This window comes from Streptomyces sp. NPDC017943 (genome assembly GCF_044328425.1).
Lineage (GTDB): Bacteria > Actinomycetota > Actinomycetes > Streptomycetales > Streptomycetaceae > Streptomyces > Streptomyces djakartensis_A.
In genome coordinates this window covers 269,904-282,837 of the sequence record NZ_JBIRHH010000003.1, presented here as the reverse complement: position 1 = coordinate 282,837, position 12,934 = coordinate 269,904, and the positions used below count along the sequence as shown (strand labels likewise).

Here is a 12,934-nt window from a genome sequence, read left to right as displayed (position 1 = left end):
TGTGGGTCCCCGCCGTCCCCGCACGGCGGTGCGCCCGATCCGCATGAGCGAATCCCCCGCACAGTCCGGCCTCGACGCCGCCCGCCTGCACTGCCGGTCGCTGGAGGAGGCCCTCGGCCGGTTCCGCCGGGACGGCCTGGACCGCGTCGCAGACTGGGGCGGCCGGCTCGCCGGCGTCCTCGGCGGCGGCGGCCGGCTGCTCGCCGCGGGCAACGGCGGCAGCGCCGCCCAGGCCCAGCACCTCACCGCCGAGCTCGTCGGCCGCTACCGCCGCGAGCGCCGCGCCTACTCGGCGATCTCCCTGCACGCCGAGACCTCCAGCATGACCGCCATCGGCAACGACTACGGCTTCGACCAGGTCTACGCCCGGCAGGTCGCCGCCCACGGCCGTCCCGGCGACGTCCTGATGCTGCTGTCCACCTCGGGCCGCAGCGCCAACCTCGTCGCCGCCGCCGTCACCGCCCGCCAGGCCGGACTGCGCGTCTGGGCCCTCACCGGCCGCGGTCCCAACCCGCTGGCGGAGGCCGCCGACGAGGCGCTGTGCGTCGACGCCGACAGCACCGCGAACGTCCAGGAGACGCACCTGGTCGCCGTGCACCTGCTCTGCGAGTGCTTCGACACGGCCGTGTCCGCGTCCCTGGCCCGGCGCACGGTCCTCACCCGCGGGAGCGCCTCATGACCGGCCCGAAGCCCCTCGCTGTCGTCGGCGACGTCCTGCTCGACGAGGACATCGAGGGCGTGGCGACCCGCCTCGCCCCCGACGCCCCCGCCCCCGTCGTCGACGTCACCGGCGACCGGCGCCACCCCGGCGGTGCGGGACTGGCCGCCGCGCTGGCCGCGCGCGGCGGCCGGGACGTGGTCCTGGTGACCGCCCTCGGCGACGACGAGGCCAGCGAGGCCGTGCGCCGCGACCTGCGCGACCGGGTCCGCCTGCTGGAGATCCCGCTGAACGGCACCCTGCCGGTCAAGACCCGCGTCCTCGCGGACGGGCGGCCCGTCGTGCGCATCGACCGGGGCGGCGGCACCCCCGGCGAGCCCGACGAGGCCGTCCGCGAGGCGCTCGCGAACGCCCGTGCCGTCCTGGTCGCCGACTACGGCCGCCGCACCGCGGGTGCCCTGCGCCCGCTCCTGGAGGACGTGGCGCGGCGCACGCCCCTGGTGTGGGACCCGCACCCCAAGGGCGACCCGCCCGTGCCCGGGGCCCGCCTGGTCACCCCCAACGCGGCGGAGGCACGGGCCCTGTGCCCCGGCTCCGGCGACACGTCCCTGGGCGCCTACGCCGAGCGTGGGGCGCACCTCGCCGAGCTGTGGCGCGCCGCCGGTGTCGCCGTCACCCTCGGCGAACGCGGCGTCCTGCTCACCCGGCCCGGATCCGCCACGCCGATGCTCGTGCCCGTCCCCTTCCGGGCCGACGGCGACCCGTGCGGGGCGGGCGACTGCTTCGCGGCGACGACGGCGGCGGCCCTCGCCGACGGCCTGCTCCCCGAGGAGGCCCTGCAACGGGCCGTCGCCGAGGCGGCCGCGTTCGTCGCCGCGGGCGGGGCCGGCAACCCCGACCTGTGGCGCACCGAGCCGGTGCCCTCTGCCGCCGGTGACCCGGCCTCCGACGCGTTCGCCCTCGCGGAGAGCGTCCGGGCGCGCGGCGGCACCGTCGTCGCCACCGGCGGCTGCTTCGACCTGGTCCACGCCGGTCACGTGGGTCTGCTGGAGAGCGCCCGGCGCATCGGCGACTGCCTCATCGTGTGCCTGAACTCCGACGCGTCCGTCACCCGCCGCAAGGGCCCGGGCCGTCCGTTCAACCCGGCCGCCGACCGGGCCCGGGTCCTGTCCGCGCTCGGCAGTGTGGACGCGGTCGCGGTGTTCGAGGAGGACACCCCCGAGGCGGTCCTGGCCCGGCTGCGGCCCGACGTCTGGGTCAAGGGCGGCGACTACTCGGTGCAGGACCTGCCCGAGGCGGAGGTCCTGCGCACGTGGGGCGGCCAGGCGGTGGTACTGCCGTACCTGGACGGCCGCTCCACGACCCTCCTGGCCCGCAGGGCGGCCAAGGCCGCCTCCCCGACCCCCGGCCCCCCGTCCAGCCCTTGACGGGGGGCGCCGGTCGCCCGGGCGCTGCGGCGACGGCAACAAGGTCCGCGGCCCGCACGGGTGTCCCCGCGTGCCTGGAGGACCGGGCGTGCGCCGCGGTGGCGGCCGCGCGGCTGAGGGCTGTGCGCACGCTGTCCGGTTCGGCCGGAGGCCGTCGGTCGCCCGGCGCTGTGGCGACGACGACGGGTTCCCGGCCTGCGGCGGTGTCAGCGAGTGCCCCGAGGCCAGCGTGGCCGCCATGCCGACGGGCGCACGGCTCGTGGCCGTGCGTGCGCTGACCGGGTCGCCGAAGGCTATAGGTCGCCCGGCGCGCTGCAGCGACGAGGTTCGCGGCCCTCACGGGTGTCCGCGTGTTGTGCCCCGGGGCCGGGCGTGGTCGCCGCGTCGGCGGATGCGTCGCCCGGCCGGTCGAGCACGCCGCCGGGCGGCCACCGGCGGGCTCGACGGCCTCGGGCCGTCCGGGCGCTGACCAAATCGGCCGGAGGGCACCGGTCGCGCGGGCGCGCTGCGGCGACGGCGACGGGGTTCGCGGCCTGCGAAGGTGCCCGCACGTTGTGCCCAGGGGTCGGGCGTAGTCGCCGCGACGGCGGCTGGGGGGCGCGCCGGGCCGTCCGGGCGTTTTGACCGGCTCGCCCGGAGGCCATCGGTCATCCGGGCGTGTTTCGGCGGCGGGGTTCCCGGCCCGCATGGGTGTCCCCGTGTGCCCGGGGGATCAGGCGTGGTCGCCGAGACCCCGGCCGCGCGGCCCACGGCCGTCGAGTCCGCCGCCGTGCAAGACCGGCGGCACCCGCACAACGGCGGGCGGCCGGGGGTGCGCGAAATGTTCACGAGGCCGTGGGGAGAGGCGCGCCCGGAGACGTGGGTCGGACGCTTGCCGCCGGGCCGCCGGGCCGCCGGGCCGCCGGGCCGCTGGGCCGCCGGGCCGCCGGGGCCCGGGGCCTCGCCGCAGCCGTGGCGCATCGAGTGGCGCTCGGAGTGGTCGGACGCGCCCGTCGGTGCCCTGCCCGTGTTACCGGGCGGGTCCGGGTCCGCCCTGCCCGCGCATCGGGAGCAGGCGGTACCCGGGGGCGCGGCGGCCCCGCCGTTCTCAGGCCGCCGCGCTCAGGGCCGGGCGGCCCGGCATGTCGTCCTGGTCCTTGCGCAGCAGGACCGGCGTCAGGGCCCGGCGCCGGCGCAGCGCGTACCCGGCGCCGATCGAACCGGCGATGATCAGACCGCCGGTGACGAGGGCGCCGCGTGCCCCGGCCAGCTCCATCAGCAGTCCCAGGGCGGGCGGGCCGCCCAGGCCCCAGACCGTGCCGATGCTGCCCCACACGCCCAGCACGCGCCCGCGCAGATGGGCGGGCGGGTCCGTCTGGAGCACGGACGTGCCGGCGGTGTCGGAGACGGACTCCACGACGGCCATCGGCAGCACCAGCACGATCAGGACCGCCAGCGACGGCGACAGACCCGCCACCACCTGCAGCAGCGCGCCCGCCGCCGCGAGGGCGCCCACCAGCCGGACGGAGGGACGCCGCAGCCGGGCGCCGAGCACCGCGCCGAGGATGCCGCCGAGGGCCAGCACGGTCGACACCGTGCCGAACGAACCGGCGCCCCCCGCGAGCGGCCCGGTCACCAGCACGGCCAGGGTGAGCCCGTAGTTCCGGCCGAACACCGCGCTGATCCCGGTCACCCCGGCGAGGGCGACCAGCCGCGGCCGGCGCGCGAAGAACGCCAGTCCCTCCCGCACGGTGAGGCCGGCCGGCTGCCCGTCCCCGCCTGCCGGAACCGGGACCTCCTGCCGCACCGCTCCCGGCGCCGGGCGCAGGAACGGGATCACCGAGGCCACGAACAGGAAGGACAGGCCGTTGGCGAAGTACGCGGCCGACGTGCCGAGGAACCCGACCGCCACCCCGGCCATGGCCGCGCCGACGAGCCGGCCCGCCTGGTGCACCAGCGCCCCGACCCCGATGGCCGAGGGGACGTCCTCCGGCGGGACGAGGTCGTTGCCGAGCAGGGCGCACGCCGGGTTGTCGACGGTCGCGACGACACCGGTGAGCGCGGCCAGCACCATCAGCGAGGTCATGTCGATCCGGTCCAGCGCCACGAGCACGGCCGTGGTGAACGCGATCGTCCCGAGCAGCGCCTGGCTCACGGCCGCCGTCAGCTTCCGGGGCCACCGGTCGACGGCGGCGCCGCCGAAGACGCTGATCAGCAGCGCGGGCGCGGCCTGCACGGACATCGACAGCCCGGTCGCGGCGGCGGAGCCGGTGATCTGCAGGACCAGCAGGTTCTGCACGGTGAGCTGCATCCACGTGCCGGCGTTCGACACGAAGTTCGCGACGGACCACCAGCGCATGCTGCGGTACCTCAGCGAACGCCAGGGCGAGCGGGAGGCGGACTGGGCATGGGAGGGCGACGAAGACACAGGACGGTACTCGCAAGACGAGTCGGGGACTCAGCGGAGGGAGGCGGGGGAACGAGAGCACCGGCCGCGCTGCGCGGTGGCTCCCCTCGCCGGGTTACGGCGCGGACCATCGTGACAGAGGGCGACCCCTGCGACGTTCCCCCGGCACGGCACACCCCGCCCCGGGTGTCCCAACACCCCGCGCGTCGGGGCACGTTGACGGACCGCGTGGGGTTGATCACAGTTGATGATCATGAGGCCCTCGCACGTCACTCCACGTGACGACGGCCACAGGCACGGCGAAGGGCCCGTCGCCCAGGAGGCGACGGGCCCTTCGGGATGCGGATGCGCTACTCGAACTTGCCCCGGCCGGACAGGGCGTCCCGCAGCCGGTCGACCATGCCGGCGCCCGGGTTCAGCAGCTTGTTCGCCGGAGGCTTGTCCGGGGCCGCCGGGTGGGGCCGGGTCGGGGCGGCCTTCTTCGCCCTGCGGACCTTCTCGCCCAGCTCCTCCAGCGCATCCGGCGGGCAGGCCTCGCGCAGGGCGGGGAAGAGGTTGCCCTCCTCGTCGGCGACGTGCGAGCGGATCTCGCTCATCAGCATGCCGACGAGCCGGTCGAACTCGGCGTCGCCCGCGTCACAGCCCTCCAGGTCCTTCATGATCTGCTCGGCCGTGGCGTGGTCCCGCAGCTCCCGGTCGGCGAGGGCGTCCCCGCCGGTCACGTGCTCCCGCACGGCCGGGTAGAGATACGCCTCCTCGGCCACCGAATGCCGGACGAGCTCGATGGTGACCTGGTCCGCGTAGACCTTGCGGTCCTCGTGGCCGGGCGGCAGGGCCTCGATCCTGCCGAACATCTCCTCGACCTCGCGGTGGTCGGTGACCAGCTCGTCGATGACGTTGCCTCCGTGTCCCATGTCCTTCACCTCCGGCCCCCGGGTCCCCCCGGCCCTCGGGGGCTAACGCGCGGCCCGCCGCCCGGTGCGGGCGGCGGCTCAGACGGGGAGCTTGGCGCGGACCCGGCCGGCCGTGGCGGCCGGGCGTGCGGTGGCGCGCGCCGAGCGCCGCACCAGGCCCGCGTCGCGCCGCGCCCCGCGCGCGGCGTGGGTGCCGCGCCAGAGCAGCGAGGGGCGGGAGCCGGTGTCGTCGGCCGCGATCAGCAGACCGCCCAGCATGGACAGGTTCTTCAGGAAGTGGATCCGCTGCTGGGCCCGCTCCTCGGGGTCGTCCGCCTCCCAGAAGCGGTGCCCGGCCAGCGTCGTGGGCACCAGCGTGGCCGCGATGGCCAGGGCGGCCGGCCGCGGCATGCGCCCGGTGGCCAGCATCAGCCCGGCCACGACCTGCACGGCGCCGTTCAGCCGCACCGCCTGCTCGGTGCGGTCCGGCAGCGCGGACACGCGGTCGGTGACCGGTTTGACGACCGGCTCGGCGGCCTCGGCGACCTGCTTGGGGTCGCGGACGGAGTTCACCCCGCCCGCCAGGAACATCGAGGCCAGCAGGGGGCGGCCGAGCACGCGCAACAGACTCATGTCCCTCTCCAGGGTGTCGGTGGAACCACTGCACGCCGGGTTCCCCGGGCGGGAGGGACCACTCACGCCGCGCGGTGCGCGGCCCACGCCCGCGCCCGCAGCTCCCCGGAGAGCAGCACGTCGGCGGCGGTGCAGGCGAGCGCCCGCGTCACGGCGAGCAGCACCTCACGGGCCCGGGGCGAGGCGGCGGCCGCGGCGAACTCGGGGGTGTGGTCGGAGCCGTCCTCGCCCATGATCGCGACGAACGGATGGATGGAGGGGACCCGGCCGCTGACGTTGCCGATGTCGGACGACCCCAGGAAGACCCCGGGCACCGGCGGGGACAGGGGGATGCCGGCCTCGGCCAGGTGCGCGGCGAACCGCTCGGACAACGCGGCGCTGTCCCGGAAGTGCTCGTAGCGCACGGTGACCCGTTCGACCTCGGCGGTGGTGCCCGTGGCCCGGGCGACGCCCTCGGCGCACGTCCGCAGCTGCTCCGTCAGCTCCTGGAGCGCCCCGGTGGTGGCCGCCCGCAGCCCGAACCGCCCCTGCGCGAAGTCCGGGACGATGTTGGTGGCCGTGCCGCCGTGGGTGACGATGCCCTGCACGTGCGAACCCTGCGGCAACCGCCGCCCCAGCACCGCCAGCACGTTGAACAGCTCCACGAGGGCCGCCAGCGCGTCGACGCCCTCCGTCGGGTTGCCGGTGGGGTGGGCGGCGCGGCCGTGGAAGGCCACCCGGTACTGCACCTGCGCGGTCAGCGGCGCCCGCACCCAGTCGTACACGCCGGGGTGGAACATCAGCGCGGCGTCGACGTCGTCGAACACCCCGGCCTCGACCTCCAGGGCCTTGCCGCCCCCGCCCTCCTCCGCCGGGGTGCCCACGGCCAGCACCGTCCCGGCGTCCGCCGGGACGGCCGAGGCCACCGCGAGCGCCGCTCCCAGGCCCGCCGCCGCGATCAGGTTGTGGCCGCAGGCGTGGCCCAGACCGGGCAGCGCGTCGTACTCCATCAGCAGCGCGACGGCGGGCCGGCCCCGGCCCGAGCGCGCGGTGAACGCGGTCGGCATCCCCGCCACCTCCCGCTCCACGGCGAAACCGGCGTGCTCCAGCTCGCCGGAGAGCAGGGCGGCCGCGCGGTGCTCGGCGAAGGCCTGCTCGGGATCCTCGTGCAGCCGCAGGGCCACGTCCCACAGGGCGTCGGCCCGGGCCGCCACCTGCGCGCGGACGGACGCGTGCACGTCGTCACGGTTGTCGCTCACGTACTCCTCCTCGGCCTCGCCACGCCGGGCCGGGTTTCACGGCCGGGCGGGTCGACACCGTGTGTGTTTCGTCCGGTGCCGCAGTGCAACACGGTGGGTGTACCCGCCGGGTCCCGACCGCGCGGCCGGTGTGCGGCGGCCGGCGGGCCGGATCCGGGAGGTACGACCATGGACCACTCGCGCGTGCCCGTACTGGAGGCGCTGCAGGAGTTCCGGCGCCGGGGCGACATCGCCTACGGGCCGCCCGGCCACAAGCAGGGCAGGGGAGTGGACCCCCGGGTCGCCGAGATCGTCGGGCTGGACGTGTTCCGCTCCGACGTGCTCTCCCTCAACGGCCTGGACGACCGGCGCCAGTCGCAGGGCGTCATCGGCCAGGCGCAGGAGCTGATGGCCGACGCCGTCGGGGCCGAGCACGCGTTCTTCTCCACCTGCGGCAGCTCCCTGTCGGTGAAGACGGCCATGCTGTCGGTGGCCGGGCCCGGGGAGAAGCTGCTGCTGTCCCGCAACGCCCACAAGTCGGTGATCGCGGCGGTCGTGGTCAACGGCGTCGAGCCGATCTGGGTCCACCCGAAGTTCGACACCGAGCGGCACATGGCCCATCCGCCCGAGCCGGAGGACGTGAGCCGGCGGCTGCGGGAGCACCCCGACGCCAAGGGCATGCTGCTCATCACGCCCACGGACTGGGGCTCGTGCGCGGACATCCGGGGCGTGGCCCGGGTGTGCCACGAGTACGACGTGCCGCTCATCGTCGACGAGGCCTGGGGTGCCCATCTGCCCTTCCACCCCGGGCTGCCCGCGTGGGGCATGGACGCCGAGGCCGACCTGGTCGTGACCAGCGTGCACAAGATGGGCGGGGTGGTGGAGCAGAGCTCCGTCTTCCACCTCCAGTACGACCGCGTCTCGTCCGAGGTGCTGAAGCAGCGCGAGGACCTGCTCGGGACCACCAGCGCCTCGTCCCTGGTGTTCGCCACGCTCGACGGCTGGCGCCGCCACATGGTCGAGCAGGGACACGGGCTGCTCGACACGGCACTGCGCCGGGTCGAGCGGATCCGCGCGGAGGCCGCCGCGCTGCCCGGGCTGAGGCCCATGGGCGGGGAGATCGTGAAGGAGGGGCTCGCCGCGGAGTTCGACCCGCTCAAGCTCGTGATCGACGTGCGCGGGCTCGGCGTGAGCGGGATGCAGGCCGCCGAGTGGCTGCGCACCCACCGGCACGTGGACGTCGGCGGCTCGGACACCTGCCGGATCAGCGCCTCGATCACGTTCGCCGACGACGACGAGACCGAGCAGGTCCTGGTGGACGCCCTGCGCGCGCTGGTGGAGCACGCCGACTCGATCGAGCGGCGCCCGCCGGTCCGGCTGCCCGAGCCCGCCACCCTGGAGCTGGAGCAGGCGATGCTGCCCCGCGCGGCGTTCTTCGCCCCGGTCGAGCACGTGCCCGCCGAGCGGGCGGCGGGCCGGATCTCCGCCGAGATGCTGAGCCCCTACCCGCCCGGTGTGCCCGCGATCGCACCCGGCGAGGTCATCACCGACGCGGTGGTGGACTACCTGCGCAGCGGCGTCGAGCACGGCGTCCTCATCCCGGACGCGGCCGACCCTTTCGTCCGCACGCTGCGGGTGGTGGCACGCGAGGCGGTTCCTCACGACTGAGATGTTGAAGATGTTACTGAAGTGAATTCTGAGAAATTTGGCATGCTTTGCCCGATTCCGGAGATCCGGAAGATGAAGGTACTCGCTTCCGCTCAAGGAGATGGTGCTATGCCTTCCACCGAAAAGGTCACCAAGGAACTGACCGGTGTCCCGAGCGTCGACATCGAGGCGGCACTCGACCCGGCAGAACTCGACGGCGTCTACCGCGACAGCCGTCAGTGCGCAGCGCTCGCGCTGCAGTCGGGCGCGACGAAGCTCCTGCTGTCGCCGCCCACCCCGCGCCCGAAGAAGGGCTGACGGAGACAGGAGTAGTCCATGGAACAGTCTGGCACCTCGACCCTGTTGCAGGGCGCGGTGCGGGACCTCGCTTCCGGTGTGGTCTCCGCTCTTCGGAGCGGGGACCACACCCCGTCGGCCGCCCCCGCGGCGGCCGGCGGGGAAGCCGAGGGACTGGCCGTCGCGGCCGTGCGCGTGCTGGGATCCGACGCGCTGCTGCCGAGCGTCCTCCTGCACACTCCGCCCCTGCCCGACGAACTGGCCGTGTTCCGCAAGGCGGTGGAGGCCTACCCGCCCCGCGCGGACGCCGCACCGACCGTCGTGTGGAGTCACTGGGCGATGCGGCGCACGATGAGCCGGCTCGACCCCTCCTTCGTCGACGCCACCCCCCACGGTGCGGGAACGGAACCCGACGCGGACGCCCTCGCCGACGCGAGCTGGCAGTCCCTCACCCACCAACTCGCCGTCCTGGCCCCCCTCGCCCTGCCCGGCGAGGACTGCGCCGTCGCCCGCGTGGCCCGGCGCCGCCCGCTCGACGTGGCACGCGGCTTCGTCCGCGCCGTACGGCGCCGGGACTGGCGGCAGGCGGCCGGCGCCGAACGCTGGCTCACCCTGCTCGACGGCGTCCCCGACACGCTCGGACTCGACACCGGCCTCGACTTCACGGAGCTGATGGGCGGTGAGGACCCGCTCGTGGCCCTCCAGGTGCAGGCCGCACGGCTCACCCGCGCCGGAGCCCCCGCGTGACGGCGCCGCTCGACCCGGCGGTGGTCCGCCGGCCGGCCGAGGCCGCGCTGGCCTGGATCTGCCACCGCCGGGACGGCTTCGCGCTCGGCGAGGACGCGCTCGCCGCCGACGGCGAGGTCAACCGCAGCTGGAAACCGCTCGGCGAACTCGCCCTGATGTGCGCCGCGGTGTCCCGCAACACCCCGCCCTCCGACCCGCTGCACGCCCGCGCGGCCGACCTCCTGGAGTACGCCTGGCAGGAGACCGGCCACGGCGAACTCCTGGTGCGCCTGCAGCACCTGGAGCCCTTCGCCACCTACCCGCTGGAGGTGTACGCCGCCTTCGCCTCCACCGGACTGCGCCACCCCGGCTACGAGGCGGCCGCCGCCCTCGTGGCCCGCACCCGCGGCTGGCAGCTCACCGAACAGCCCGCCACCCGCCGGCTCGGCGTCCTCAACGCCGAGGAACGCACCGGCGTCCGCCGCTCGGACGGCATGCCGCAGGCCCTGCGCACCACCTGGCTGGGCGGACTGCCGGAGCCGTGGACCTTCGAGCGCGACTCCGGGTACGCCCTGACGCACGTGGTCTTCCACCTCACCGACTGGGGACGGCTCGGACCCGCGGGTCTGCCCCCCGACCTGGCCGCGTACCTGGCCGACTGGCTGCCGCCCTGGCTCGACACCTGCCTGGACGCCCAGATGTGGGACCTCGGCTGCGAACTGCTGGCCGTGGCGGCGAGCCTGCCCGAACTGCCCGCGCCCGCCCTGCTGCTGGACGCCTGGGAGCGGATCGCGGCCGCGCAGCACCCCTCGGGCGCGCTGCGCGAGGCCGGGTACGGCGACGGCGAACCGGACTTCACCGTCCACTACCACTCGACCCTCATGACCGTCTTCGCGGCGGCCCTGACCACCGGGCGGCTGGACGACGCGGCCCCGGCCGGTCCGCACGACCGGCCCGGCGCACAAGGAGTGCTGGGATGACCGACACCCGTCTGATCCACAACGTCGGGGTCCGCGCCCTGGAATGGCTGTGGGCGCACCGCGACGGCTTCCGGCTGGAGACCGACGTCGACCCCGAGACGGGCTTCCTCGAACGGTTCAAGCCCATCGGTGAACTCGCCCTCATCTGCCGCGTCCTCTTCCGCGAGGGCGTCGCCGGCTCGCGCCAGGCGCAGCTGGCCCGGCAACTCCTCGACCACACCTGGCGCGACACCCTCGACGGCGGCCGGATGCTGGTGCGCGGGCAGCGCACCGAGCCCGCCTCGCCGATCCCCTTCGAGGTGTACCTGCCGTTCAAGGAACTCGGCTACAGCCAGCCCGAGATCGAGCGGGCCACCGAGCTGAACCACCGGCTGGAGAGCTGGGTGGCCTTCGAGACCACCCCCACCCGCCGCCTGGGCCTGTCCGCCTTCCAGCGCCGCTTCGGCCTGGCGCCCCGCCCGCCGGAGGCGGACCTGGTGGACGCCACCTGGCTGGCCCGCACCCCCGAGCCCTGGACGGTGGAGGGCCACACCGCCTACGACGTCACGCACACCGTGTTCCACCTCACCGACTGGGGCGAGAACCCGGACGGCCTGCCGCCCGCCATCGCCGACTACCTCGCCACCTGGCTGCCGGTGTGGATCGACGACTGGCTGGACCTGCGGCGCTGGGACCTGCTCGGCGAGCTGCTGGTGGTCGACGCCTGTCTGCCACGGCCCACTCTGGACCCCCCGGCCTGGGAGGCGTTCGCGGCCGCCCAGCAGCCCGACGGGGCGATGCCCGCCATCCGCACGATGCCCGAGGGCGAGCCGGACGAGGTGTTCGACATCGTCTACCACCCCACGCTGGTGGCCGCGTTCGCCTCGTTCCTGGCCACGTCCCGGTCCCTGTCCGCGCTCTCCCACGCCTCATGACGGGGCCCGCACCCCTGCTCGCACCCGGCTCGCCCCCCGGGTTCTGGCCGGGCGAGCCCGGCGACGACGAGGAGACGCGGCCCTCGCAGCCCGCCCTCGTGGACGACGTGCCGGACCCGGGCGGACCTGCGGCGGAGCCCCTCGCCCGGCGGCTCGCCGAGGCCGTCGACGCGGCCGACGCCCCCGACGTCGTCCTCGCCGTCTCCCGCCACGGCCGGCGCACGGTCATGAGCGGCGGCACGGCCGGCCGGCGGTCCCTGCCCCGCGAGGCACTGCGCTACGAGATCGGCTCGGCCGGCAAGACCTTCACCGGGCTGCTCCTGGCCCGGCTCATCCACAGCGGCACGGTGACCGGGGGCGAACCGGCCGCGGCGCTCCTGGACCCCGCACGTCCCCCCGGCGACCGCCCGGTCACGCTCGCCCACCTGATCACGCACACCTCCGGGCTGCCCGCCCTGCCGCCCGGCTTCCTGCGGCGCGCGCTGCCCGCCTGGCACACCAACCCCTACGCCCGCTTCCCGGCCGAGCTGGTCGTCCGGGCGTTTTTGCGCCACCGGCCTCGCCACCGCCCCGGCACCCGGTGGTGCTACTCCAACTACGGCGTCGCCGTGCTCGGGCACGCCCTGGCGGCCGCCACCGGCACCCCCTGGGAGGACCTGCTCGCCGAGCAGGTCCTGCGTCCGCTCGGCCTGACCGGCACCGCCCTGCACGCGGACGGGCCGGACCGCGACGCCCCGGGGCACGACAAGGACGGCCGGACCCCCGTCCCCGCCTTCGACGCGGGCGGGTTCCAGGCGGCCGGCGCGCTGCGGGCCACCCCGGGAGACCTGCTCACGTTCCTCGAGGCCCACCTCGACCCCGCAGGAGTGCAAGGAACCGCACCGACCCTCGCGGCCGCGCTGCGTGCGGTGCGCCGCCCGGTGCTGCGCCGCGGACTGACACACCGGCACGTGCACACCATCGCCTGGTTCCGTCACCCCACCGACGGGGGACCGATGTACTTCCACAGCGGCGCCACCCTGGGCCAGCAGGCGTTCCTGGGCTTCCGTCCCGACACCGGCACGGCACTGGCCGCCGTCTGCACACGGCGCTTCCGGGCCCACGACCCGTTCGTGGCCCGGGCGTACGAGCTGCTCGCCGAGGCGTGACGGAACCC

At 75.6% G+C, this 12,934-nt stretch carries 12 protein-coding genes; 8 read left to right on the top strand and 4 right to left on the bottom strand.

Annotated elements, in window-relative coordinates; all coding sequences use genetic code 11:
- Positions 1–43 precede the first annotated feature (43 nt).
- Both ACH4C6_RS10600 and ACH4C6_RS10595 read left to right on the top strand, forming a co-directional pair.
- Positions 44–679: an SIS domain-containing protein gene (locus ACH4C6_RS10600; RefSeq protein WP_398108182.1), complete on the top strand. Its 636-nt coding sequence runs from the start codon at positions 44–46 to the stop codon at positions 677–679.
- Positions 676–2,085 (top strand): PfkB family carbohydrate kinase, encoded by a 1,410-nt coding sequence (locus ACH4C6_RS10595; RefSeq protein WP_398108181.1) that lies wholly within the window; start codon positions 676–678, stop codon positions 2,083–2,085. Before ACH4C6_RS10600 ends, ACH4C6_RS10595 begins: the two co-directional genes overlap by 4 nt.
- Before the next feature lie 1,087 nt (positions 2,086–3,172).
- On the opposite strand, the gene ACH4C6_RS10590 is transcribed toward ACH4C6_RS10595, so the two are convergent.
- From ACH4C6_RS10590 to ACH4C6_RS10575, 4 genes are all read right to left on the bottom strand, one after another.
- Entirely contained in the window at positions 3,173–4,492 is a 1,320-nt protein-coding gene (locus ACH4C6_RS10590; RefSeq protein ID WP_398108180.1) for an MFS transporter, read from the bottom strand.
- Positions 4,493–4,821: 329 nt separating this feature from the next.
- Positions 4,822–5,385, bottom strand: a complete 564-nt coding sequence (locus tag ACH4C6_RS10585) for a hemerythrin domain-containing protein (protein ID WP_398108179.1) — start codon at positions 5,383–5,385, stop codon at positions 4,822–4,824.
- A gap of 78 nt (positions 5,386–5,463) precedes the next feature.
- The gene (locus ACH4C6_RS10580; RefSeq protein ID WP_398108178.1) at positions 5,464–5,997 is read right to left on the bottom strand and encodes a DoxX family protein; all 534 of its coding nucleotides are present in this window, start codon (positions 5,995–5,997) and stop codon (positions 5,464–5,466) included.
- A 62-nt stretch (positions 5,998–6,059) separates the two neighbouring features.
- Complete coding sequence (locus tag ACH4C6_RS10575; RefSeq protein WP_398108177.1) at positions 6,060–7,235, bottom strand: amidohydrolase; 1,176 nt, start codon at positions 7,233–7,235, stop codon at positions 6,060–6,062.
- A 168-nt stretch (positions 7,236–7,403) separates the two neighbouring features.
- Here ACH4C6_RS10575 and ACH4C6_RS10570 point away from each other — a divergent pair, with 168 nt between their 5' ends.
- The 6 genes from ACH4C6_RS10570 (at position 7,404) to ACH4C6_RS10545 (ending at position 12,926) form a co-directional block, all read left to right on the top strand.
- Positions 7,404–8,882, top strand: coding sequence for an aminotransferase class I/II-fold pyridoxal phosphate-dependent enzyme (locus tag ACH4C6_RS10570; RefSeq protein ID WP_398108176.1), 1,479 nt, complete (start codon positions 7,404–7,406; stop codon positions 8,880–8,882).
- 108 nt (positions 8,883–8,990) lie between these two features.
- Positions 8,991–9,179: a hypothetical protein gene (locus tag ACH4C6_RS10565; protein ID WP_333930290.1), complete on the top strand. Its 189-nt coding sequence runs from the start codon at positions 8,991–8,993 to the stop codon at positions 9,177–9,179.
- Positions 9,180–9,197: 18 nt separating this feature from the next.
- Complete coding sequence (locus tag ACH4C6_RS10560; protein ID WP_398108175.1) at positions 9,198–9,905, top strand: hypothetical protein; 708 nt, start codon at positions 9,198–9,200, stop codon at positions 9,903–9,905.
- On the top strand, positions 9,902–10,864 hold the full coding sequence (locus tag ACH4C6_RS10555) for a DUF6895 family protein (protein ID WP_398108174.1): 963 nt from the start codon (positions 9,902–9,904) through the stop codon (positions 10,862–10,864). The genes ACH4C6_RS10560 and ACH4C6_RS10555 overlap by 4 nt, the downstream gene beginning before the upstream one ends.
- Complete coding sequence (locus ACH4C6_RS10550) at positions 10,861–11,778, top strand: DUF6895 family protein (RefSeq protein ID WP_398108173.1); 918 nt, start codon at positions 10,861–10,863, stop codon at positions 11,776–11,778. The genes ACH4C6_RS10555 and ACH4C6_RS10550 overlap by 4 nt, the downstream gene beginning before the upstream one ends.
- Positions 11,775–12,926 (top strand): serine hydrolase domain-containing protein, encoded by a 1,152-nt coding sequence (locus ACH4C6_RS10545; protein WP_398108172.1) that lies wholly within the window; start codon positions 11,775–11,777, stop codon positions 12,924–12,926. The genes ACH4C6_RS10550 and ACH4C6_RS10545 overlap by 4 nt, the downstream gene beginning before the upstream one ends.
- Positions 12,927–12,934 lie beyond the last annotated feature (8 nt).

Coding starts and splice junctions, on each gene's coding strand:
- ACH4C6_RS10570 (WP_398108176.1), top strand. CDS start 7,404: ATGGACCACTCGCGCGTGCCCGTACTGGAGGCGCTGCAGGAGTTCCGG.
- ACH4C6_RS10545 (WP_398108172.1), top strand. CDS start 11,775: ATGACGGGGCCCGCACCCCTGCTCGCACCCGGCTCGCCCCCCGGGTTC.
- ACH4C6_RS10560 (WP_398108175.1), top strand. CDS start 9,198: ATGGAACAGTCTGGCACCTCGACCCTGTTGCAGGGCGCGGTGCGGGAC.
- ACH4C6_RS10600 (WP_398108182.1), top strand. CDS start 44: ATGAGCGAATCCCCCGCACAGTCCGGCCTCGACGCCGCCCGCCTGCAC.
- ACH4C6_RS10565 (WP_333930290.1), top strand. CDS start 8,991: ATGCCTTCCACCGAAAAGGTCACCAAGGAACTGACCGGTGTCCCGAGC.
- ACH4C6_RS10550 (WP_398108173.1), top strand. CDS start 10,861: ATGACCGACACCCGTCTGATCCACAACGTCGGGGTCCGCGCCCTGGAA.
- ACH4C6_RS10595 (WP_398108181.1), top strand. CDS start 676: ATGACCGGCCCGAAGCCCCTCGCTGTCGTCGGCGACGTCCTGCTCGAC.
- ACH4C6_RS10580 (WP_398108178.1), bottom strand. CDS start 5,997: ATGAGTCTGTTGCGCGTGCTCGGCCGCCCCCTGCTGGCCTCGATGTTC.
- ACH4C6_RS10585 (WP_398108179.1), bottom strand. CDS start 5,385: ATGGGACACGGAGGCAACGTCATCGACGAGCTGGTCACCGACCACCGC.